The sequence below is a fragment of the Actinomadura harenae genome, assembly GCF_003696215.1.
In the GTDB taxonomy this organism is placed as follows: Bacteria; Actinomycetota; Actinomycetes; order Streptosporangiales; family Streptosporangiaceae; genus Spirillospora; species Spirillospora harenae.
On sequence record NZ_RFFG01000042.1, the window covers coordinates 40,953 to 62,351 of the forward strand.

22 protein-coding genes and 1 tRNA gene are annotated in these 21,399 nt (G+C 70.9%); 10 read left to right on the plus strand and 13 right to left on the minus strand.

Annotation, left to right across the window (positions count from 1 at the left end; genetic code table 11):
* Positions 1 to 57: 57 nt before the first annotated feature.
* The gene (locus tag EBO15_RS22935) at positions 58 to 522 is read right to left on the minus strand and encodes a hypothetical protein (protein ID WP_122196489.1); all 465 of its coding nucleotides are present in this window, start codon (positions 520 to 522) and stop codon (positions 58 to 60) included.
* A gap of 177 nt (positions 523 to 699) precedes the next feature.
* On the opposite strand from EBO15_RS22935, the gene EBO15_RS22940 reads away from it, so the two are divergent.
* Together EBO15_RS22940 and EBO15_RS22945 are read left to right on the plus strand one after the other, a co-directional pair.
* Positions 700 to 1,233 carry a peptidylprolyl isomerase gene (locus tag EBO15_RS22940; protein WP_122196522.1) on the plus strand — a complete coding sequence of 178 codons (534 nt, stop codon included), beginning with the start codon at positions 700 to 702 and terminating at the stop codon, positions 1,231 to 1,233.
* A gap of 139 nt (positions 1,234 to 1,372) precedes the next feature.
* Positions 1,373 to 2,287, plus strand: coding sequence for a rhomboid family intramembrane serine protease (locus EBO15_RS22945; RefSeq protein WP_122196490.1), 915 nt, complete (start codon positions 1,373 to 1,375; stop codon positions 2,285 to 2,287).
* 712 nt (positions 2,288 to 2,999) lie between these two features.
* Here EBO15_RS22945 and EBO15_RS22950 read toward each other — a convergent pair.
* Positions 3,000 to 3,257: a cell division protein CrgA gene (locus tag EBO15_RS22950; protein WP_122196491.1), complete on the minus strand. Its 258-nt coding sequence runs from the start codon at positions 3,255 to 3,257 to the stop codon at positions 3,000 to 3,002.
* Between the two features lie 79 nt (positions 3,258 to 3,336).
* Between EBO15_RS22950 and EBO15_RS22955 the strand changes: the two genes are divergently transcribed.
* The 3 genes from EBO15_RS22955 to EBO15_RS22965 all read left to right on the plus strand — a co-directional run bounded on the left by EBO15_RS22955 (position 3,337) and on the right by EBO15_RS22965 (position 5,070).
* Positions 3,337 to 4,110 carry a DUF881 domain-containing protein gene (locus tag EBO15_RS22955; protein ID WP_122196492.1) on the plus strand — a complete coding sequence of 258 codons (774 nt, stop codon included), beginning with the start codon at positions 3,337 to 3,339 and terminating at the stop codon, positions 4,108 to 4,110.
* A 103-nt stretch (positions 4,111 to 4,213) separates the two neighbouring features.
* A complete protein-coding gene (locus tag EBO15_RS22960) occupies positions 4,214 to 4,858 on the plus strand; it encodes a class E sortase (protein WP_233616374.1) in 645 nt (214 codons plus the stop codon).
* 11 nt (positions 4,859 to 4,869) lie between these two features.
* Complete coding sequence (locus tag EBO15_RS22965; RefSeq protein ID WP_122196493.1) at positions 4,870 to 5,070, plus strand: hypothetical protein; 201 nt, start codon at positions 4,870 to 4,872, stop codon at positions 5,068 to 5,070.
* 2 nt (positions 5,071 to 5,072) lie between these two features.
* On the opposite strand, the gene EBO15_RS22970 is transcribed toward EBO15_RS22965, so the two are convergent.
* Positions 5,073 to 5,462: a hypothetical protein gene (locus EBO15_RS22970; protein WP_122196494.1), complete on the minus strand. Its 390-nt coding sequence runs from the start codon at positions 5,460 to 5,462 to the stop codon at positions 5,073 to 5,075.
* A 104-nt stretch (positions 5,463 to 5,566) separates the two neighbouring features.
* Between EBO15_RS22970 and EBO15_RS22975 the strand changes: the two genes are divergently transcribed.
* Positions 5,567 to 6,148, plus strand: a complete 582-nt coding sequence (locus EBO15_RS22975; RefSeq protein WP_122196495.1) for an anthranilate synthase component II — start codon at positions 5,567 to 5,569, stop codon at positions 6,146 to 6,148.
* A 226-nt stretch (positions 6,149 to 6,374) separates the two neighbouring features.
* Here EBO15_RS22975 and pknB read toward each other — a convergent pair whose 3' ends face one another.
* The 6 genes from pknB to EBO15_RS23005 form a co-directional block, all read right to left on the minus strand.
* Complete coding sequence (gene pknB, locus EBO15_RS22980; protein WP_122196496.1) at positions 6,375 to 8,186, minus strand: Stk1 family PASTA domain-containing Ser/Thr kinase; 1,812 nt, start codon at positions 8,184 to 8,186, stop codon at positions 6,375 to 6,377.
* Positions 8,187 to 8,424: 238 nt separating this feature from the next.
* Positions 8,425 to 9,897: a peptidoglycan D,D-transpeptidase FtsI family protein gene (locus tag EBO15_RS22985; protein WP_233616376.1), complete on the minus strand. Its 1,473-nt coding sequence runs from the start codon at positions 9,895 to 9,897 to the stop codon at positions 8,425 to 8,427.
* A gap of 211 nt (positions 9,898 to 10,108) precedes the next feature.
* Positions 10,109 to 11,755 carry an FtsW/RodA/SpoVE family cell cycle protein gene (locus tag EBO15_RS22990; protein WP_122196498.1) on the minus strand — a complete coding sequence of 549 codons (1,647 nt, stop codon included), beginning with the start codon at positions 11,753 to 11,755 and terminating at the stop codon, positions 10,109 to 10,111.
* A 3-nt stretch (positions 11,756 to 11,758) separates the two neighbouring features.
* Positions 11,759 to 13,438 (minus strand): Stp1/IreP family PP2C-type Ser/Thr phosphatase, encoded by a 1,680-nt coding sequence (locus tag EBO15_RS22995; protein WP_122196499.1) that lies wholly within the window; start codon positions 13,436 to 13,438, stop codon positions 11,759 to 11,761.
* A complete protein-coding gene (locus EBO15_RS23000; RefSeq protein ID WP_122196500.1) occupies positions 13,435 to 14,007 on the minus strand; it encodes an FHA domain-containing protein FhaB/FipA in 573 nt (190 codons plus the stop codon). Before EBO15_RS23000 ends, EBO15_RS22995 begins: the two co-directional genes overlap by 4 nt.
* Before the next feature lie 11 nt (positions 14,008 to 14,018).
* Positions 14,019 to 14,771 (minus strand): FhaA domain-containing protein, encoded by a 753-nt coding sequence (locus tag EBO15_RS23005; RefSeq protein WP_122196501.1) that lies wholly within the window; start codon positions 14,769 to 14,771, stop codon positions 14,019 to 14,021.
* A gap of 127 nt (positions 14,772 to 14,898) precedes the next feature.
* Here EBO15_RS23005 and EBO15_RS23010 point away from each other — a divergent pair.
* Positions 14,899 to 14,981: transfer RNA gene (locus EBO15_RS23010), tRNA-Leu, on the plus strand.
* Between the two features lie 257 nt (positions 14,982 to 15,238).
* Here EBO15_RS23010 and EBO15_RS23015 read toward each other — a convergent pair.
* Positions 15,239 to 16,831 (minus strand): multicopper oxidase family protein, encoded by a 1,593-nt coding sequence (locus EBO15_RS23015; RefSeq protein WP_122196502.1) that lies wholly within the window; start codon positions 16,829 to 16,831, stop codon positions 15,239 to 15,241.
* A complete protein-coding gene (locus tag EBO15_RS23020) occupies positions 16,824 to 17,222 on the minus strand; it encodes a hypothetical protein (protein ID WP_122196503.1) in 399 nt (132 codons plus the stop codon). Before EBO15_RS23020 ends, EBO15_RS23015 begins: the two co-directional genes overlap by 8 nt.
* 103 nt (positions 17,223 to 17,325) lie before the next feature.
* Between EBO15_RS23020 and EBO15_RS23025 the strand changes: the two genes are divergently transcribed.
* Together EBO15_RS23025 and EBO15_RS23030 are read left to right on the plus strand one after the other, a co-directional pair.
* Positions 17,326 to 18,198 (plus strand): LysR family transcriptional regulator, encoded by an 873-nt coding sequence (locus EBO15_RS23025; RefSeq protein ID WP_122196524.1) that lies wholly within the window; start codon positions 17,326 to 17,328, stop codon positions 18,196 to 18,198.
* 62 nt (positions 18,199 to 18,260) lie between these two features.
* The gene (locus tag EBO15_RS23030) at positions 18,261 to 18,701 is read left to right on the plus strand and encodes a YybH family protein (protein ID WP_122196504.1); all 441 of its coding nucleotides are present in this window, start codon (positions 18,261 to 18,263) and stop codon (positions 18,699 to 18,701) included.
* Here the strand turns inward: EBO15_RS23030 and EBO15_RS23035 are convergent.
* Both EBO15_RS23035 and EBO15_RS23040 read right to left on the minus strand, forming a co-directional pair.
* Positions 18,682 to 19,365, minus strand: a complete 684-nt coding sequence (locus EBO15_RS23035; RefSeq protein ID WP_199744747.1) for a response regulator — start codon at positions 19,363 to 19,365, stop codon at positions 18,682 to 18,684. The two genes, EBO15_RS23030 and EBO15_RS23035, sit on opposite strands and share 20 nt — an antisense overlap.
* Positions 19,362 to 20,531, minus strand: coding sequence for a sensor histidine kinase (locus EBO15_RS23040; protein ID WP_199744748.1), 1,170 nt, complete (start codon positions 20,529 to 20,531; stop codon positions 19,362 to 19,364). The genes EBO15_RS23035 and EBO15_RS23040 overlap by 4 nt, the downstream gene beginning before the upstream one ends.
* A 134-nt stretch (positions 20,532 to 20,665) precedes the next feature.
* On the opposite strand from EBO15_RS23040, the gene EBO15_RS23045 reads away from it, so the two are divergent.
* Positions 20,666 to 21,376, plus strand: coding sequence for a hypothetical protein (locus EBO15_RS23045; protein ID WP_122196505.1), 711 nt, complete (start codon positions 20,666 to 20,668; stop codon positions 21,374 to 21,376).
* Positions 21,377 to 21,399: the final 23 nt, after the last annotated feature.

Consider the following 21,399-nt stretch of genomic DNA (forward strand, 5'->3'; position numbering starts at 1 on the left):
GGGAGATGGAGAAGGACCCGGCGGGCGGGTCCTTCTTGGGTGGCGGGGTCGCCGCCGTTATTTGGTGTGGGACGGGACTTGGTCGACGGGTCGGGAGTCGGCCGGTTCGGAGGCGGACTCGTCGGTCATCATGTGGGCGTTCTGGGCGGCGTTTCGGCGGGTCAGTAGGACGCCGGCGACGCAGGCCGCCATCACTCCGGCCAGCAGGGCCACCATGACGCTGCGGGCCCGGCGGGCCGGACGGCGTGGTTCGATGCGGTGGGCCGTCTCGGTGAGCGCGGTGCTCACCTTGGGGCCGAGGTCCGACTCGACGTACTTGGCGGCGACACGCAGCCTTGGAGCGCTCCAGGCCCGGAAGGCCAGCATGCGCTCGGCGGCGATCTCCCGGCTCTGCTGCGCGGCCGGGCCCATCCGCTCCCGTGCCGTCGAGGCGCCGTCGCGCCAGGCGGCCATGCCCTGACGGAACGTCACCTGGGCGCGGCCGAACCGCGAGTCGGCCTCTTGGCGCCGACGGATGCTCATCTTTAGGGACACGCTAACCTCCCTGTTTGCGAGGTCCTGTCAGGCAGCCTTCCCGTGCAGCGGGAGGTAAACCCTGTAAGAGTGATCAAACCGTCACTCAGGGTGGACAGGAGTGCGGCCGACAAAATGCGCCGCGACCGGCTCGAACGCAAGCATCTCGACGAGGAGGGGGCCCGCGTGGCCGAGGAAATCTTTGCGACGCTGAACACCAACAAGGGCAAGATCGTGGTCCAGCTGTACCCGGACAAGGCTCCGGTGACGGTGGACAACTTCGTTGGCCTGGCCGAGGGGACCAAGTCCTGGCGGCACCCCGACACGGGCAAGGAGATGACCGGCACGTCGCTCTACGCCGGGACGATCTTCCACCGCGTGATCAAGGACTTCATGATCCAGGGCGGCGACCCGCTCGGAAAGGGCATCGGGGGCCCCGGGTACGAGTTCCAGGACGAGTTCCACCCCGAGCTGAAGTTCGACCGTCCGTACCTGCTGGCCATGGCGAACGCCGGACCCGGCACCAACGGCTCGCAGTTCTTCATCACCACCAACGTGCAGAACACCCGGCACCTGACCGGCCGCCACACGATCTTCGGCAAGGTCATCGAGGGCACCAACGTGGTGGATGAGATCATCACGGCCCCGACCGGCCGTATGGACCGTCCCGTCGACGACGTCGTCATCGAGTCGGTGACGATCGAGCGGCGCCAGTCGTAAGACTAGGTAGGGGGAGACGGTCCCGGTCCACGTGGACCGGGACCCGTCCCCCGGACCGCCGCCCGGTCCGCGCCCCGGTTCGCCCGGGACGCGTGCCGGCCCCGCCGCCGCAACGCCCAGGCCCCACGGAGCCGCCACCATGAGCACTGACCAACAGCCCGCACCCGAGACGCCGGTCCCGACCTGTTACCGGCACCCGGGCCGGGAGGCCCATCTCCGCTGCAACCGCTGCGACCGGTACATCTGTCCCGACTGCATGCGCGACGCGGCGGTCGGTCACCAGTGCCCGGAGTGCGTCGCCGAGGGTCACAAGGGGACGCGCCGTCCGCGCGCGGCGGCGATGAGCAGGCGGCCGTCCGACATGCCCGTGGTGACCTACGCGCTGATCGCGGCGTGCGTCCTCGCCTACATCGGCGAGATCGCCTCCGAGAAGGTCGTCACGGACTTCATGATGCTCGGCGCCTGGACGCACCCGGACGGCCAGCTCGCCGCCGGCGTCCTGGACGGCGAGTGGTACCGGCTGATCACCTCGGTGTTCCTGCACGAGCCGCTGAAGGGGAACGGCTTCGGGTTCACGCACATCCTGCTGAACATGTGGGCGCTGTACGTGCTGGGCCCGCCGCTGGAGGCGGCGCTCGGCAAGGCGCGCTACCTGTCGCTGTACCTGCTGTCCGGACTGGGCGGGAACATCCTCCTGCTGCTGGTCGACCCCTACGCCAGCGCGGTCGGCGCGTCCGGCGCGATCTTCGGACTGTTCGGCGCGTTCTTCGTGGTCGCGCGGCGGAGCGGGGCGCCCACCGGGCCGATCCTGTTCCTGCTCGCGATCAACCTGATCTTCACGTTCTCGGTGAGCGGGATCTCCTGGGAGGGCCACGTCGGCGGCCTCGTGACCGGCCTCGCCATCGGCTTCGTGTACGCCTACGCCCCGGCCGTCCGGCAGCGCTGGCTGCACATCGCCGCACCCCTCGGCGTCCTGGCCCTGTTCGTCGTCCTCGTCCTTGTGAAGGCCGCCACCTTCACCACGGGCATCGGCACCGGCACCGGCCTCACCTGATCCCTGGCCGGTGGTGCCCTGCCTGGCGGTGCCCTGCCTGGCGGTGCCCTGCCTGGCGGTGCCCCGCCTGGCGGTGCCCCGCCTGGCGGTGCCCCGCCCCGTGGCGACCCCGCCCCGTGGCGACCTCGCCCTGTGGTGGCTCCGACCGGCGGCGGCCGCGTTCGTCGCTGACCGGGGCATGGTCGCACCGGTTCGTTGCCGACCTTGTGCGCAGCGGGACCGTCCCGCTGCCCGCCGTCTGCTCCGTGGCGGCGGGGCGCCTCGTTCGCCGTCCGGCGCCGCTCGCCCTGCGCTCTGCTCGTCCTCTGTCGTTCGTCTGCCTGATCTCGGGTCGCCCGGCCCTGAGGCCTGCCCGGACGTCGCCTGCCCCCAAGTGCGATCTTGAGGGTGCGGGTTGCCGGCCTGAGCCTGAGTTTCGCCCTCAGGCGGCGGCCTTGGGGTGTTGGGGTGGTCGGCTGGGGCGAGGTGCGGGGTGAGATTCGGGGCGGACATCCGTTGGCAGGGGAGGGGGATTGCTTTCCCCAGGCTGTGGACGAGGTCGGCCGGTTCGTTGGAGGGGCGGCTGCCCGCGTTCCCGGAAGGTGGTTACACGGGCAGCACTTCTGGCCGCGGCTCCTCAGGGGAGGCGCGGCTGGACGGGGCGCTGGGGAGACTTTGTCCCCAGCCTGTGGATAACTTTGGTGGATTCAGGCCGTGCGAAAGTGGGTAACGGTCAGCGCCACTTGGTGGACAGACCGACGCCCAGGATGATCGCGACGAAGCCGATTCCCAGGTTCCAGCTCTTCAGGCCGGTCATCAGGGGGATGTCGACGCCCGTCGCGGCGCTGATGTAGTAGACGGCGATCCAGGCCAGGCCGACCAGCCAGAGGACGACCATCGTCGGCGCGAGCCAACGGGGGCTGACCTCGGGCGCCTTGGACTTCTGCGGCGGAGTGTAGACGGCCTTCTTGCGCACTTTGGACTTGGCCACGGTGGGTTCTGTCTCCTCGGGCGGTCGGCCGGCGGCACCGGTCCGCTCATGGGTGGTTTGTCGGTTAGCGTAGTCGCTGGTGAGCAGCGTACGGCGTCGAGCGTGGGGAAGCATCATCCCAGCTCTCACAGTCCTTGCGGGAGCCCTGTTCGCGGCGAGCGCGAGCACGGCCCGCGGTACCGACCTGCGCGACACCGGACGGACCCGGATCACCGAGTTGATCACCTCGGAACAGCGCCGCACGCTGGGCGAACGCGCTCACTACGACCGGTTGCGCCGGGACGTGGACGGGCTGTCGAGGGCCGCCGGACGCGCCGACGCGCGCGTGAACCAGGCCCAGGGCGAGGCGGACCGGCTCGCCGCGCGGGCGGGGATGACCCCGGTCGGCGGGGACGGCGTCCGGGTCGTCCTGGACGACGCGCCCCGCGGCACCCAGGACGCGCCGCCGGCCGGAGCCGGCCCGGACGACCTGGTCGTCCACCAGGCGGACGTGCAGGCGGTCGTGAACGCGCTGTGGGCCGGAGGCGCCCAGGGCATGCAAATTATGGACCAACGGGTGATCGGTACCAGCGCCGTCCGGTGTGTGGGCAATACGCTGATCCTGCAGGGGGTGGTGTACTCGCCGCCGTTCCGGATCACCGCCGTCGGCGACCCGGGCCGGCTCCGCGCCGCGCTGGACGCCTCCTCCGCGATCTCGGTGTACCAGCGGTACGTGCGCGCCTACGGGCTCGGCTGGAAGGTGCACGCGCTCCGGCGGGTGACGCTGCCCGCCTACACCGGGAACGTGACGATGAAGCACGCCACGGTGCCGCCGGACGCGGGCGACTCGGCCGGGGGCCGTCCGCCGGAGTGACCCGGAGGACGACCCGGACGACCCGGACGACCCGGACGACCCGGACGTCCAGGGCGTCCAGGGCGTCCGGTGGCGTGGGTGGTGGAGGGAAGGGGCGGGGCCGGTGCGGGTGCTGATCCGCGGACTGGGCGAGCTGTGCATCACCGCGGGTCTGGTCCTGCTGCTGTTCGTGACCTACGAGCTGTGGGGGACGGGCCGCTACACGCACGAGCAGCAGGACAAGCTCTCCAAGGAGATGATGCGCTCCTGGGCGTCCGAGGGCGCGACCGCCCCGGGGAAGGTCACCACTGAGCGGGTGAGGCTCGGCAAGGGCCTGGCGATGATCCGGATCCCGAGGTTCGGGTCGTCCTACCACTACGTGGTGATCGAGGGCGTCTCTCTGGCCGACCTGCGCAAGGGGCCCGGCCACTATCCCGGCACCCAGCTGCCCGGCGAGGTCGGCAACTTCGTGGTCTCCGGGCACCGGACGACCTACTCCGCGCCGTTCAACCGGGTCGGCGAGCTGAAGCCGGGGGACGAGATCGACGTCGACACCCGGGACGGCAAGTACGTCTACAAGGTCACCGCCAAGCAGGTGGTGGACCCGACGGACGTCCAGGTCACCGCGCCCGTGCCGTTCCATCCCGGGGAGCGGCCGAGCAAGCGGATGATCACCCTCACCACCTGCCACCCGATGTACTCGGCGGCCGAGCGGCTGATCGTGTTCGGCCAGTTGTCCGCCCAGTACCCGCGGGTCACCGGAAAGTAGGAGGACAGGGCATGTACGCGCTGATCTGGCGGCTGCTCCCCGGCGGGTGGCCGCTGAAGACGGCGGTCGCGGCGGGGCTGGCGCTCGTCGTCGCGGTGATCCTCTGGTACGCCGTGTTCCCGTGGGTCGAGCCGCAGATCCAGTTCGACCACGGCGTGATGAACGGCAGCCCCGCCACCGCCCCGTCCAGCCCCTCCCGCCACGGCCCCTGACCTCAGCGGACGCGACGCCAGGGCCCGGGACGGTAGACGCCGTGGCGGTCGATCGTGCCGCCGCGCGCGAACATCCACTCGGCGCCCAGGCCGACCAGGGACGAGCAGGACGTCGAGCCCGCCCCGTGGTGGTTGACGGCGTCCACGTACAGGGTGGTCGGCGTGCCGGGCTCCTTGAGGGCGACGGTCATGCGGACGGCGCGTCCGTCCGGCCGGACGTCGCGGGCGCAGACCTTGGTCCTGAGGTACTCGTGGCCCGTCCCGTGCGGCGGCCCCCAGTGCCCGTGCCCGGAGAGGCCCCGCACGTCCTCGTAGTCGAACGACCCGTACAGGGACGCGGGCGGCGCGGGGAACACGAGCGGAACGCCGGACAGGAGGGCGCGGAAGAGCATGGGGGAGCCTTTCTGATCTCGGAGGGGTTCCGAGAGGTTACGCTCCGCACGTGCACCCGGACCGCGGTTCGGCGTGTTGTGGGGATTCCGGGGAGAATGGACGGGTGCGTGTTCTCGTCGTGGACAACCACGACAGCTTCGTCTTCACGATCGTCCAGTACCTGCGGGAGCTGGGCGCGGACTGCCGGGTGGCCGACCGCGACGACGTCTCCGTGGAGGACGCCCGGGACGTCGCCGGCGTCCTCGTCAGCCCCGGCCCCGGCCATCCCGCGGACGCGGGCGTCGGCCTCGACCTCGTCTGGGACGCCGTGGAGCGCGGCGTCCCGCTGCTCGGCGTCTGCCTCGGCCACCAGGTGATCGGGCATGTCTTCGGCGCGACCGTCGATCACGCGCCGCGGATCGTCCACGGGGAGACGAGCCCGATCGAGCACGACGGCGCGGGGGTGTTCGCGGGGCTGCCGAGCCCGTTCACGGCCACCCGCTACCACTCGCTGTCCGTCCGCCCCGAGACCGTCCCGGACGGCACGCTCGAGGTGACCGCGCGCACCCCGGACGGTGTCGTGATGGGGTTGCGGCACCGGTCGGCGCCCGTCGAGGGCGTGCAGTTCCACCCCGAATCGGTGCTGTCCGCATGTGGCCACGAGCTCTTCCGGAACTGGCTCCTCACCTGCGGCGCATCCGGTTGATCAGACCCCGTGGGGTTTGCGGCGAAAATTCTGAGTGCCTCATGTAACGCCGATACCTCCGGGTACGAAGACCATAGCGAGAGGGCTTCCGCCATTGCCCCCGAGTGGCGGAGGCCCTTTCCCATGTCCAGAGCACGTCCGGGCGGCTTCCCGCCCGCCCGCCCCGGAACCGAACGCCGCAGGCCCGGCCCCCACGAAGGGGACCGGGCCTGCCACGTTCAGACCGTCACTGCTGCGGCGGCGGACCCTGGGTCTGGTCCGGCGGCGGCGTCGCCTGCTGCGGCGGCGTCACGATCACCGTCACGGACGAACCGGACGGCAGCTTCGTGCCCGGCTGCGGGCTGACGTTCCACACCACGCCCGGCGGGATCGTCGGGTCCGGCGAGGCCTGCTCCTGGACGACGCAGGTCAGCTTCAGGCGCCTGAGCCGCTGGCACGCGACGTCCTTCGGCAGGCGCTGGAGGTTCGGCACCGCGACGTCCTGCGCCCCGGACGAGATGTACAGGGTGATCGAGGAGTTCGGCGCGACCTGCTCGCCGCCCTTCGGGTCGGTCCTGATCGCCATGCCCTGCTGGACCTCGTTGGACGCGATCCGCTGGATGTCGACCTTGAAGCCGCGGCCCTCCAGGGTGCTCTTCGCGTCGGCCTCGGCCGTGCCGCTGACGTCCGGGACGTCCACCTTCTTCGGTGGCTCCGGACCCCGGGACACCACGAGGGCGACCATCGAGCCCTTCTTGGCCGCCGTGCCCTCGGCGGGGTCGGACCTGATGACCTTCCCCTTGTCGACGTCCTTGTTGTACTCCTTCTGCGGGTCCGCGGCGACGGTGAAGCCCTGGTCCTTGAGGGCCTTGGTGGCCTCGTCGACGCTCATGTTCGCGACGGCCGCGACCTTGACCGTGTCGCTGCCGCCGGGCGGTGCGATCAGCCAGCCGAGCAGCGCGGCGACCGCCAGCACGGCCACCGCCGCGCCGATCCAGATGGCCGCCTTGCTGCCGCCGCCCTTGCCGCCGTCGCCGTGGCGTCCGCGGTCGTAGTCGCCGTCCTGCCGGTAGTCGCCGTACTGGACGGGCGGCAGGTCGTAGCCGTCCTGCCGCTGCACCTGCGTCGCGCCCATGACCTGGGTGTGCTGCTGCGGCTGGTGGACGGCCGTGGGCGCCGCGCCCAGCATCATCGTGGACGCCGCGGTCGACGTCACCGGCTGCCCGTGCAGGGCCCGCTGGACCTCCTGCCGGAACTCGCCGGCGTTCTGGTAGCGGTCCGCGGCGGCCTTCGCCATCGCCTTCAGGACGATCGCGTCCGCCCACTGCGGGATGTCCGGATCGATCTGGGACGGCGGCGTCGGCTCCTCCCGGACGTGCTGGTAGGCGATCGCGACCGGGGAGTCGCCGGTGAACGGCGGACGCCCGGTCAGCAGCTCGTACAGCACGCAGCCGGTCGAGTAGAGGTCGCTGCGGGCGTCCACGCGCTCGCCCCGCGCCTGCTCGGGCGACAGGTACTGCGCGGTGCCGATGACCTGCGCGGTCTGGGTCATCGTGGACGCCGCGTCCGACATCGCGCGCGCGATGCCGAAGTCCATCACCTTGACCTCGTGCTGCCGGGTCAGCATCACGTTGGCCGGCTTGATGTCGCGGTGGACGATGCCGCCGCGGTGGCTGTAGTCGAGGGCGCGCAGGATCCCGTCGGTGATCTCCAGCGCCTTCTGCGGCATCAGCGCCCGGTTCTCGCGCAGCAGGTCGCGCAGCGTCGAACCGTCCACGTACTCCATGACGATGTACGGGATGGGGGTGTCGCCGACGGCGTCCTCGCCGGTGTCGTACACCGCGATGACCGACGGGTGGTTCAGGGACGCCGCCGACTGCGCCTCGCGCCGGAACCGCTCCTGGAAGATCGGGTCGCGGGCCAGGTCCGGGCGCAAGGTCTTGACCGCGACCACGCGGTCGAGCCTCAGGTCACGCGCACGATAGACCTCGGCCATGCCGCCGCGTCCGATCACGGACTCCAGCTCGTAGCGGCCGCCGAGCAGCCGAGGTTGACTCATCTGTGCACTTTCCCTCGTACGTCGTCACCCTGTCCCCCGAACCTAGCCGCCCGCCACGGGGACGCGGCGGAGCCGGGCTCGGAGTTGACGGAGTCGTGGCGCGTCCGTCCGGGGTGGGACCCGGCCGGACGAAGCGCCCCGCTCCGGCCGGTGCGCGCCGTCCCGTCCAGGCCGGGAGACGTCGTCCCGGCCAGGGGGAGGCGCGCCCCGTCCTGGCTCCCCGTGAGGGTACCCGTGCTCACTTCTTCATCACCGCCTGCATGATGGCGGCGGCGATCGGGCCGGCGCCGTGCGCGCCGTCCCCCTTGCCCTCGCTGACCACCGCGAACGCGTAGCGCGGGTGGTCGGACGGGCCGAAACCGACGAACCAGCGGGCGTTCGGGAATTCCGCCCCCTGCTCGGCGGTGCCGGTCTTGCCCGCGATGTTGGAACCCTGGAGGATCGTGGCGGTGCCCTCGGACACGACGGCGCGCATCATGTCCCGCAGCTGGCTCGCCGTGTCCGACGACATGGGCTGGGAGAACACCTTCGGGGACGCCTTGTAGACCTCGGACTGGTCCTTGGCGGTGGCGCGGTTCACGACGTACGGCTGCATGATCTTGCCGCCGTTGGCGACCGCCTCGGCGACCATGGCCATCTGCAGCGGGGTCGCCTGGACGTTCTCCTGGCCGATGCCGGAGCGCGCGGTGGCGTCCTTGCCGGTCGGGATGGACTTGCCGGTCGCCAGGTCGGGGATCGAGACCGGGACCTGGCTCTTGGCCGACCGCATCAGGGGCTCGACCCGGATGTTCTGCCCGAACCCGAACTTGGCCGCGCCCGCGTTCAGCTTGTCGATGCCGAGGTCGAGCGCCATCTGGCCGAACGTGGTGTTGCAGGACTCGGCGAAGGCGCCCTTCAGCGACGCCGTGCCCGCGCAGCTACCGCCGTCGTGCGAGTTCGGCAGCTCCTTGCCCGACTCCGGCAGGGTCATATGACCCGTCTTGACCTGGCTGTTCTCGTTCAGGTGGAGCTCTTCCATACCGATCGCGGCGACGACCGTCTTGAAGGACGACCCGGGCGGGAACACCTCGCTCATCCCGTTGTCGATCAGCGGCTTGATGATGTCGGTGGTCTTGTCCATCTGCTCGAGCAGCTGGCCGCCCTTGGTCCCCTTCTGCGGGGCCACGTCGGTCGGGTCGAACGACGAGTTGGACGCCAGGACCTTGATCGCGCCGGTCTTGATGTCCACGACGGCCGCGCCGGAACGCCGGGTCGTCCCGTTCACGAGCTTCTCGTAGGCGATCCGCTGGGCCGCGGGGTCGATGCTCAGGTCGACGTTGCCGCCCTCGGGCTTCTTGCCGATGAACTGGTCGAACCACCGCTGGTGCGTGATCCGCTTGTCGGTGCCGGCGAGCAGGCCGTTGTAGGCCAGCTCGACCTTGGAGCCGCCGCCGTTGAAGTAACCGGTGACCGGCGAGAAGACCTTGCCGTCCTTGTAGTTGCGGCCGTACTTGGGGTTGTCCTTGCCCGTCGGCGTGGACCAGGCGAGGACCTCGCCGCCCGCGGTGATCTGCCCGCGCGGGTTGTTGAACACCTGGCTGATCTGGCGCGTGTTGTTCGGGTCGCTCTGCAGCTTGTCGGCCTGGCTGCCCTGCACGTAGTTCACCTGGGCCATCAGCCCGAAGAACAGCAGCAGGGCGAACACCGCGACCCGCCGGACCGGCTTGTCCATGTTCACGACGCGGCTTCTCCTCGCTGGGGGGCTTGGGGGCTACGGGGACGGTGGGGCCGGGGAGCGGGGCCCCGGAGGCACGGGCGGCCCTGAAGGCACGGGCGGCCCTGAAGGGACGGGCGGCACTGAAGGGCTGGGCGGCGCGGGAGGGACGGGCGGCGCGGCGACGCCGGGCGGGCGCCCCGCGCCCCGGGGGCCGCGGGACGGGAGGTCATCGCAGGCTCACGATCTGCGTCATCCCCTCGTCCTGGATGGCCTGCGGCGCGGGCTTGCGGGCGTCGTGGCTCATCCGGACCAGGATCGCGATCAGGATCCAGTTCGCCATCAGCGACGACCCGCCCTGGGACAGGAACGGCGTGGTCAGACCGGTCAGCGGGATCAGCTTGGTCACGCCGCCGACGATCACGAACACCTGGAGGGCCAGGGCGAACGACACCCCGCCCGCGAACAGCTTGAGGTACGGGTCGCGCGCCGCGACGGCGGTCTTCATCCCGCGCTGGACGATCAGCGCGTACATGAGCAGCAGCGTCATCAGGCCGGTGAGGCCCAGCTCCTCGCCCATGGAGTCGAAGATGAAGTCGCTGAACGACAGCGGGGTCTGCCACGGCTTGCCCTGCCCGAGCCCGGTGCCGAGCACCCCGCCCTGGCCGAGCGCGAACATCCCCTTCATCAGCTGGGCGCTGTCGGAGTACTCGCCGCCCATCTTCGTGCAGGCCCACCAGCCCGGCCCGACGAGCCGGGTCTGCAGCGCCGTGGCCTTCTGCCCCGCCGCGTCCTGCTGCTGGGCCTTGGCCTCGAGGGTGACCTTGGCCTGCTTGAAGATGTCGGTGTTCGGGTTGACCGGGACGACCTTGCCGTTCTTCATCAGGCAGCCGCCGTCGAAGTACGGGCGGGGGTTCTGCCAGATGTCGATGCGCTGGTTCACGTGCGCCATGAACGGCAGCAGCGTGATGACGAAGACCGCGACGGCCAGCAGGCCGACGCCGATCATCACCCAGGAGACCCGCTGCGTGGCGATGTACAGCATCGACACGAACAGGCCGAAGTACAGCAGCGCGGTGCCGAGGTCCTTCTGGATGAACAGGACGCCGAGGCACAGCACCCAGATCACCATGACCGGGCCGAGGTCGCGGGCACGCGGCAGCGACAGCGGGCCGATCTTCTTGCCGATCAGCGACATCGCCTGCCGCTTGTTCACCAGATACCCGGCGAAGAACGCGACCAGCATCAGCTTGGCGAACTCACCCGGCTGCACCGAGAAACCGCCGACGTTGATCCACACCCGCGCGCCGTTGATCTCCGCGCCGATGCCCGGGACGATCGGCAGCAGCAGCATGACGATCGCGCCGAGACCGATGATGTAGGTGTAGCGCTGCGCGGTCTTCGGCGTGAACGAGAGCTTCGCGTCCGGGTTGCTGGTGTCGCGCATGATCGCGATCGCGGCGACGAACAGCGCGATCCCGACGAACGTCCAGATCAGCTGGCCCGACGCGTCGGCCGCGTCCCTGATGACCTTCTTGCCCGCGAGCTCGGCGGCCTTGCGGTCGGCGCTGGTGTCCAGGTCGAGCCGGTAGATCATGGCCAGGCCGAGGCCGTTCAGCGCCACCGCCAGCGGCAGCAGCAGCGGATCGGCGAACGGCGCGAACCGCAGCTGCGCGGCGTAGGCGACCAGCGCCAGGATGACCAGGCCGCCGCCATAGACGAACAGCCCGGCCGGGATCGACCCGTCACGGGCGAGGCCGACCTCGGCGAACGCCGCCAGCGTCAGCACCATGGCGAACCCCAGCAGCGCCAGCGAGGCGGCGTTGCGGCGCTGGTACGGAATCTGCGCCCGGATCTGCTCCCCGAGAGCGTGCATGCGTTACGACCTGCCCCTCGACGGAGCGGGACAGTCCTTGATCGTGGGGTGCGCCCCCCGGCACAGGTCCACCCGCGCGGACAGCTCGGCGATCTTCTTGTCGGCCCCGGCCACGCCGACGTAGGTGAACTTCCCGTCGCGGACCGAGTTCTGGTCGGACGTCGGGAGCTCGCTCACCGTGATGGTGCCGGGCTTGACGGTCGTGGGCGCGCAGTCGCTCTGCTCGACGCCCCGTTTGATCGCGACCTTGCCGCCCTCGTCGCGCAGGCTGTACTTGCAGACGGCCTTGACGAGGTCGTCCAGCGCCTGCGGGCCCTTCACCGTGTAGGTCGCGCGGACGGCCTGGGCGCGGTCCTGCGGCAGGTCGGACACCTTGATCGGCGGGTTCGGCTGCTCGTCGGCCTTACGGGACAGGCTGATCAGCGGCATCTTCTGTGTCGTTCCACGGAACAACACGACGTTGCCGTTCTGCTCGCCGACGTAGTAGCCGGCGCGCGCGGTCTGGATGAAGAAGACCCCGCCGCCGGCGACGGCGACGACGAACACGCCCGCCACGACCACGAGCCACAGCCAGCGGCGCGGGCCGCGGTGCGCGCGCTTGGCGGCGCGGCGCTCACGGCGTCCGGCGGGCTGGAACTGCTGCTCGGCGGCGAACTGCTGAGGCTCCTGGTACCGCGGATCCGGGACGGTCGCCTGCGGACCGGTCCCACCGGGGCCGGGCTGCGGAGCACCGGGGTGCTGCATCGGCGGCCGCTCGTCCACCGCGACGGGCTGCTGCGGCATCGTGTCGCGCAACTGCGCGGCGCGGCTCGCCGGAGTGTCGCCCGGCCCCCCGGGCATCCCCGGGCCGGGAGGCATGCCGGGGCCGCCGGGCGCGTTCGGGTCGCCGGGAACCGGCGGCGGGCCCGCGCTCGCCGCCGCGCCCACGGCACGTCCCTGGCTGGGAGGCGGCGGCTGGTCGCCCAGCTCCACCACGTCCGCGCAGACGCAGGTGATGTTGTCCGGCCCGCCGCCCCGGTTCGCCAGGTCGATCAGCTGCCGGACGGCGTGGTCGGTGTCCTCCGCGTCGGTCAGCACCTGGAAGATCGTCTCGGCGGTGACCACCGTGGACAGGCCGTCCGAGCACAGCAGATAGCGGTCGCCCGCCTTCGCCTCGCGGAGCGACAGGTCCGGGTCGATCTCGCCGCGGCCGTCCATCGCGCGCAGCAGCAGCGAGCGCTGCGGGTGCGAGGCGGCCTCGTCCGGGCTGATCCGGCCCTCGTCGACGAGCGACTGCACCAGCGTGTGGTCGTGCGTGATCTGGAACAGGCTGCCGTCGCGCAGCAGATAGGCGCGCGAGTCGCCGATGTGCACGAGGGCGATCTGGTTGCCCGCCCACAGCATCGCCGTCAGCGTCGTGCCCATGCCCTGCAACGCGGGGTCGGACTCGACGATCCGGTGCAGGTTCTCGTTCGCGGCCTTGACCGTGTGCTCGAGCGCGGCGAGCAGCTCGGTCGCGGGCATGGCCTTGTCCAGCTTGCGGATCTCGGAGATCGCGGCCGCGCTGGCGATCTCGCCGCCGACGTGGCCGCCCATTCCGTCGGCCACGGCGAGCAGATGTGTGCCCGCGTAGCCCGAGTCCTCGTTGCCCTCACGCAGCATGCCCACGTCGGACCGGGCGGAGTAGCGGATTCCCAGAGTCATTTGCGCAGCTCGATCACGGTCTTGCCGATACGGATCGGGACGCCCGGCGGCACCGGCATCGGACGGGTCACCTTCGTGCGGCCCAGATAGGTCCCATTGGTCGAACCGAGATCTTCCACGATCCACTGGCCGTCCTGCGCGTAAATCCGGGCATGTCGGCTCGAAGCGTAGTCGTCGGTCACCACGAGCGTCGCGTCATTCGCGCGCCCGATGGTGATCGGCACCCCGGTCAGATCGATGATGGTCCCGGTCCGCTCGCCCTGGACGACCACCAGGCGGGTCGGCCCTCCACCGCCCCGCTGACCCCCGTGCGGAGGCGGACCCTGGGGGATCCCCTGCGGCGGCCCCTGCGGAGGTCCCGGCGGCGGGCCCTGCGGCGGCCGCGCGGCGGCCTTCGGCGGTCGCTGCTGGACGGCCCGCGAGGCGCGGCTCGCCGCCCGGCTCGCGGCCTTCGTCGCGGCCTTCGAGCCGAACAGGTCGGCCCGGATCACTCCGACGGCCGCGATGACGAACAGCCAGAGCACCGCCAGGAACGCCAGCTTGATCAGCGTGAGGGTGAAGTCGGACATCGGAGTCGGGGTTACTCCCTATCGCGGCGGAACACGAGTGTGGTGCGCCCCATCGTCACACGGGAGCCGTCCACCAGGGTGACCCGCCGGATCGGCTGACCGTTGACGAAGGAACCGTTGGTCGACCCTAGATCGACAAGCGCGATTTCGGGACCTTCTACACGGATCTCGGCATGGTGCCGCGAAACCCCCGGATCCACCAAACGAAGGTCGCAGTCCGTACCGCGCCCGAGCAAGGTGACCGGAGTGTTGATCTCATACGTGCTCTGATGCGCCGGGCCGTTGTCCATCGTCGTGGTGACCAGCAGCCGCGGATTGCCGCCGAACGCGCCACCGGGGCCGCGCGGATAGTCCGACGGCGGCCGGCGGATCTCCCCGCCCTCCACCGTGGAACCGCGGATCACCCCGGACCGGATCCGGAACATGCCCGTCGCCAGGTCGTCGGCGTTCTCGAACCGGACGCGCACCGGCCCGACGAAGGAGTACCCCTGCTCCTTCGCGTACTCGCGCGCGAGGTTCGCCAGCTCCTGGCTCAGACTGTCGGCGTACACCTGGAGCCGCTGGCCGTCCTGCTGCGAGATCTCCACGACGAAGTCGTTCGGCACCAGGGTGCGGCCCGCCGCGACGATCGCGGCCCGGTCGTCCATCTCGCGCTGCACGGCGCTGGCCACCTCGACCGGCTGGAGCTCGGACTTGAACGCCCGGGCGAAGGCACCTTCGACCATGCCCTCGAGCCGTCGCTCGAAGCGCTGAATGACGCCCACGGGCACCTCCCTTCCCCACTGGTAGACGATCGTATCGGTGTCAAGGTTCGCTAGAAGTATCCGGTTGCCGAACCACCCCCCAGACCGTGCTAATCTCTTCCTGCACCCGGAAACGGGGCAACACCCGGGGCGGGTGGCGGAACGGCAGACGCGCACGGTTCAGGTCCGTGTGTCCGAAAGGATGTGAGGGTTCAAATCCCTCCTCGCCCACGTAGATCCTAGGGTCAGTGTGCTCGCTGAAAGCGCGAGCCGCTGGCCCTACTTCGTTTTTCCCGGGGGGCGACCCCCGGAGCCCCCGATGTGGGGGGCTGCCGCCCCCCACGCCCCCCTCGCGGCTGGGCTTGTCGGGTTACGTTCCGGTTCCTGCGGGTCCATGTTTTCCCGGCTCTGCCGGGGCCTCGGCTTCGCCATCGGTGTTGCGGGCCTCGGCTTCGCCATCGGCCCCCTCCGGTGTGGGGCCTTTGGCCTTAGTGGACTTCCAGGTTGGCCATCATGCCCATGTCCTCGTGTTCGGCGTTGTGGCAGTGGAAGAGGTAGCGGCCCCGGTAGGCGTCGAAGCGGGTGATGATCTCGGCGGTCTCTCCGGGACGCAAGGAAATGGTGTCCTTCAGGCCCGCGTCCTGGGGGCGGGGGGCGCGTCCGCCTCGGGAGAGGACCCTGAAGCCGACCAGGTGGAGGTGGACGGGGTGGTGGACGTCCGCGACGAGGCGCCAGAGTTCGACGTCGCCCAGGCGGACGGTGACGTCGGTGCGTGACGGGTCGAAGGGCTTGCCGCCGATGAGCCAGCCGTGGCCGCCGTTCATGCGTCCGGCGCGGAAGGAGAAGTCGCGGACGCGGGTGGCCTCTCCGCGGCGCCAGGTCGGGAGGTCGTTCGAGAGGGTGCGGGGGATGCGGGTGTCGTCCTTTGTTCTCCGGGTGACGCGGAAGGCCATGACGTCGCGGGTTCGGCCGGAGCCCAGGCGGTTGATGATCCTTACTTTGGTGCCGGGCTTGACGTCCTTGAAGTCGATGACGACGTCGTAGCGTTCGGCCGGGGCGATGGGGATGGTCCGGTGGGTGACCGGGGTTGTCAGGAGCCCTTGGTCCGCGCCGATCTGGACGAGGTCCAGGCGGCGGCCGTCGTCGGTGACGGCCTCCAGTTCGTAGTGGCGCGCGTTCGAGGCGTTCAGGACGCGGAGGCGGTGGCGGGCCGCGTCGACCTCGTGGACGGGCCAGGGGGCGCCGTTGACGAGGATGACGTCGCCCAGGACTCCGGCGAGGTACTCCTCCTTGACGCCCGGCTTCGTGCGGAGGGTGGGGTCCAGGGACGGGTAGCGGAGGGTGCCGTCCGCGGAGAAGGCGCGGTCGGTGATCGCCAGGGGGATCTCGCGGGGGCCGGCGGGGAGGCCGAGCGAGTCCTCGGCGTCGTCGCGGATGATGTGCAGGCCGGCGAGGCCGCGCCAGATCGCGGGGGCGGTGAAGTCCATGCGGTGGTCGTGGTACCAGAGCATGGTCGGGCGCTGGTCCATGGGGAACGTGTAGTCGCGGGTCAGGCGGGACTCGACGGCTCGCGGGTCGCGCATGCCCGACATGCCGTCCATGTGCATGCCGTTCATCCGGGCGGGTTCGTGCCAGTCCCTGGGGAGGACCAGGTCGGTGGGGTAGCCGTCCGAGGACGCCGGGGTGCGGCCGCCGTGGAGGTGGACGACCGTGGGGACGGGGAGTTCGTTGCGGTGCCGGACGATGACGGGGCGGCCTCGGCGGGCCTCGATCGTCGGGCCCGGGAAGGTGCCGTCGTACGTCCAGAGGGGTGTTCTGACGCCGGGCAGGATCTCGGCCGTCGTCTCGCGCTGGGTGATCTCGTAGCGGTCGACGCCGCCTGTGGTGGCGAGCGGCTTCAGGGTGCGGGGGATCGGCAGGGGGACCTGGTACGGGGGTGGGAGGGGCGCCTGGCCGGCCAGGTGGGCGCCGGTTCTCGGGGGGCGGCGGGCCAGGGCGCTCGCGGTGGTGAGGCCTGTGAACGCCACGAGGCCGAGTGCTCCGCCGACGCCGAGCGCGTGGCGGCGGGTCAGGTCAGTCATGGGTGGGCTCCTGGCGCCAGACGGCGACGAACTGGACGACGAGCGCGGCGATGGTCGCCACGCCGAGGGGGAGGTGCAGCCAGAGGGCGCCCGCCTGTCCGGCGAAGTACTGGACGGTCTCGGCGGCGACGAGGGCGAGGGTGGCGGCGAACGGCCCGACGCGGCGCAGGCGGACCCAGACGACGATCGCGACGATCAGCTGGACGTAGCCGAGGGACGTGGTGACGTTGGCGCCCGTCGCGTGCATGCGCAGCCCGTCGAAGTCGCCGCTGAGGAGCACCCCGGCGAACACCGGCTGGCCGAAGATCGCCACGACGTGGAGGCCGACGATCGTCCTGAGCGTCCACCACACGGGACTTGTTCTGTGTTCGACGTCGGTCGTGGTGGCCATGCTGCGCCTTTCGTCAGGTGTCGTGATCGTCCTGACGTTATGACTCGAGTGTGCTGGTGTCTAAGATCAGTATTGCTATGGGGTTATGTTCGTGGAGGCATGCGTGGATCTGAACTCGCTTCGGCAGTTCCTTGTGGTGGCTCGGCTGGAGCATCTGAGCCGGGCGGCCGAGGAGCTGCGGGTCGCGCAGCCGTCGCTGAGCCGGACGATCGCGCGGCTGGAGGGCGAGCTCGGCACGCCGCTGTTCGACCGGGCCGGGCGGCTCCGGCTGAACGACACGGGACGGTTGTTCCGGGGGTACGTCGAACGGTCGCTCGGGGAGCTCGAGGCGGGGCGGCGGGCCGTCGCCGAGGCGGCCGGTGAGGGGTTCGGGAGCGTGCGGCTGGCGTCCGAGACGCTGATGACGTTCACGGGGCCGCTGGCGGCCTACAAGCGGGCGCATCCGGACATCGAGGTCGAGCTTCACCAGATGCCCGCGGCGGACATGGCGCGCGCCCTCCTGGCCCAGGAGGTCGACCTCTGCGTGGCCTCGCAGCCGATCCCGGCGGACGGGCTGGAGTCCGTCCAGCTGGTGGACGAGGCGGTGTGGCTGGTCGCGCCCCCGGACCATCCGCTGGCGGGACGCGCGTCGGTGACCGTCGAGGAGCTGGCCGGTGAGCCGTTCATCTCGACGCACAAGGGGCACTGGCAGCGGCGGCTGCTCGACCGGCTGTTCGCGGCGCGGGGCCTCACGCCCCGGATCGTCTGCGAGGGGGACGAGGCGAGCGCGATCGCCGAGCTGATCAAGGCGGGGCTGGGGGTCGGGCTCGTCCCCGCGCTGGCCCGGCGGTCGGACGCGGGCCCGCCCAGCGCCTGGATCGCGGTGGACGGTCCCGATTGCCGGCGGGTGCTCACCATGTACTGGGGAGCGGGCGGTCACCTGTCCACGGCCGCGCGGCTGATGCGGACGACCCTCGCGGAATGGGAGTGGGCCTGACGTTGTGAGGGGCTGCGTCGTCGTAGGGGTAAGGCATTCGTGAGAGGAAGGGGCCGTCGGTGATGACGACGCGGCGTGCGGAGGACGAGTCCGAGATCCGGGGCCGGCTCGGCGAGGTGGTCGAGCGGATCGGTGAGAAGGACATCGAGGCGCTGAAGGGGCTGTACGCGGAGGACGTCGTGTCGTTCGACGTCGAGCCGCCGCTGCAGCACGTCGGGGTCGAGGCGAAGATGGCGAACTGGGAGAAGGTGTTCGCGATCTTCGACGAGGTCGCCTACGAGCTGCGTGACCTGGTGGTCACCGTGGGCGGGGACGTGGCGTTCGGGCACGGCTTCGGACGGCTCAGCGGCACCCTGCGGGACGGGACGGCGACCGAGGGCATGTGGGTCCGCGGCACGTTCTGCTTCGAGCGGGTCGATGGTGCGTGGCTGATCGTCCACGACCAGGCGTCCGTGCCGTTCGACATCGTGACGGGCAAGGGCGTCACCGATCTCCGGCCCTAGCGGTGACCAGGCCCGACTCGTAGGCGACGATCACGAGCTGGGCGCGGTCGCGGGCCTGGAGCTTGGTGAGCAGGCGTCCGATGTAGGTCTTCACGGTCGCCAGGCTCAGGTGCAGGCGCTCGGCGATCTCGGTGTTGGACAGGCCCCGGGCCACCAGGGTCAGGACCTGGCGTTCGCGGTCGGTGACGCCGTCGAGCGCCGGTGACGGCGCGGGCTCGGAGGCCGGATGGCGGGCGAACTCGGCGATGAGGCGGCGGGTCACGGCCGGGGCGAGGAGCGCCTCGCCCGCGGCGACGACGCGGACGGCGTTGAGGAGGTCGGCGGGCGGGGTGTCCTTGAGGAGGAACCCGGCGGCGCCCGCGCGCAGCGCGGAGAAGACGTGCGCGTCCATGTCGAACATGGTCAGGATGAGGACGCGGACGCCGGCGGTGTCCGCGGACCCCTGGATCCGGCGGGTGGCCTCGATGCCGTCCATGTGCGGCATGCGGACGTCCATGAGGACGACGTCGGGGCGCAGCGCGCGGCAGAGGTCGACGGCCTCGGCGCCGGTCGCGGCCTCACCGACCACGGTGAGGTCGGGGGTCGTCTCGATGAGGGCCCGGAAGCTGCCGCGCAGGAGGGCCTGGTCGTCGGCGACGAGCACGCGGATCGGGTCCCCGGTCACCGGTCGTTCCTGAGAGTGGCGGTGACGGCGAAGCCGCCCTCGGGACGGGGACGGGCGTCGAGGGAGCCGCCGTACATCGCGACGCGTTCGCGCATCCCGACGAGGCCGTGGCCGCCGGGGGACGCGGGTGTTGGACGGGTCGTCGTGCCGTCGTCCACGACCCGGATGCTCACCTGCCGGGACGAGACGTCCACCGTGACCCGGCACCGGGTGGGAGCCGCGTGCTTCACCACGTTGGTGAGGGCCTCCTGGATGATCCGGTAGACGGTGAGCTGAAGCGCTTCGGGAAGATCGTATTCGCCGGACACCGTGAGCTCGACGTCCACTCCGGCCGTCCGGGCATGTGCGGCGAGGTCCTCCAGGCCGTCGCGTCCGGGCGGGGCGAGGTCGGTTCCGGGCGCGGAGTCGCGGCGCAGCATCTCGAGCAGGCGCCGCATCTCGGCGAGCCCGTCGCGGCTCGTCCGCTCGATGACGCGCAGCGCGTCGCGCGCCTCGTCGGGGCGTGCCTCCGCGATGTGGTTGGCGACGCCCGCCTTCACGGCGATGAGGCCCATGCCGTGGGTGACGACGTCGTGGAGTTCGCGGGCGATGCGCAGGCGTTCGTCGGCGACGATCCGGCGGACGCGTTGGTCTTCCAGGTCGGTGGCGTTCCAGCGGCGCCGGCGCAGTTTGTTACCGGTCAGCCAGGCGGTGGTGAGGAGTGCACAGGTCACCAACGTCCAGGCGAGGGCCGTTGTCGTGCCGTATCGGGGGTGGGTCAGTTGGGCCGTCAAGGTGGAGATGGTTGCGGCGGTGGTGCATTCGGCCAGGGCGCGGGCGGAGCGCTTCGTGGGTTCGATGGTCGCGACTGTGGAGAGGGCCAGGGCCGTCGCGACGAACGGATCCCATAGGACGCCGGTCACGGCTGCGAGCGACGACAGGGCGGCGGTGGCCGTCAGCGAGCGGCGGGGCCATCGGCGGCGGACGGCCACGGTCAGGCCGAGCGCGGCGGCGACCAGGCAGGACGCGAGGAAGTGCGGGGCGAAGCCGGGGCGGTCCTTGAGCATGTTCCCGGCGACGACGACGTCCGCGGCGGTCAGCAGCAGCGCCAGGGGCACGTCGAGGGCGCGCGGCAGGCCCCGGCGTATGTCCTGCGCCTGGCGGATCTCGAAGTCGGCTTCGTCCACGTTCCGCACGTTATCGGCGCAGGTCGTGGCGGGGCGTCAGCCCAGGATGGATCATCCCTGGGGATGATCGGGGGTGGTGAGGTGTCGGTCTTGGTCGGATTCGGCGGGTGGGGGTGTGTCGGCAGCCTGGGGTCATGAACTCGACGCAATTCGTGTTTCCGGGGCGTTGGCTGGGGGGTGCCTCGCTGGTCCTCGGGCCTTCGCTGGTGCTTCTCGGGGTGCTCCTGAGGGTGCGGTTCCACTTCTTCTTCCCGGACCAGCTGGCCGCCTATGGCGACCATCCCGCGCTGATGACCGCGTCCTACAGCTGCTTCGCGGCCGGGACGGTGGCGTTGTGGCCCGCCGTCGGCGCGCTGGCCGTCCGGGTGGGTGCTCGGCGTCCGGGGACGGCGGCGCTCGGGGCCGGGCTCGCCACGGTGGGGTTGTTCGCGCGCACCTTTCACGCGGGGGCGGATCATCTGGCCTTCGGGCTTGTCGACTCCCAGGGGCGGACGACGGCCACCGCTGCCGTGGCCGCTTCCTACCAGGCGTTTCATCTGTTCCAGTACACGCCGTTCGCGATCATGTTCGGGTGGGCCGTGCTGGCGTTCGGGGCTTGGAGGGCTGGTGTGCTGGGCCCTGTGCGCGGGGTTGCGCTGGCGCTTGCGGCGCTCATGCCGCTTGGGGTGCTGAAGGGCACGACGCCGTTGTCGATCGTGGGTGGGGCGGGGTTGTGCGTCGCGTTCGTCCCGCTTGGGGTCGCGGTTCTTGTTGAAGGGCCGCGGCCTGGTGGGCGGGCTTTGGGGCGGTTCGGTGTGGGGCTGGTGGGCTTGGTGGTTCTCGGGTTCGTTTCGTCGCTGGGGTGAGGGGCGGGGGCGCGTGCTTGACT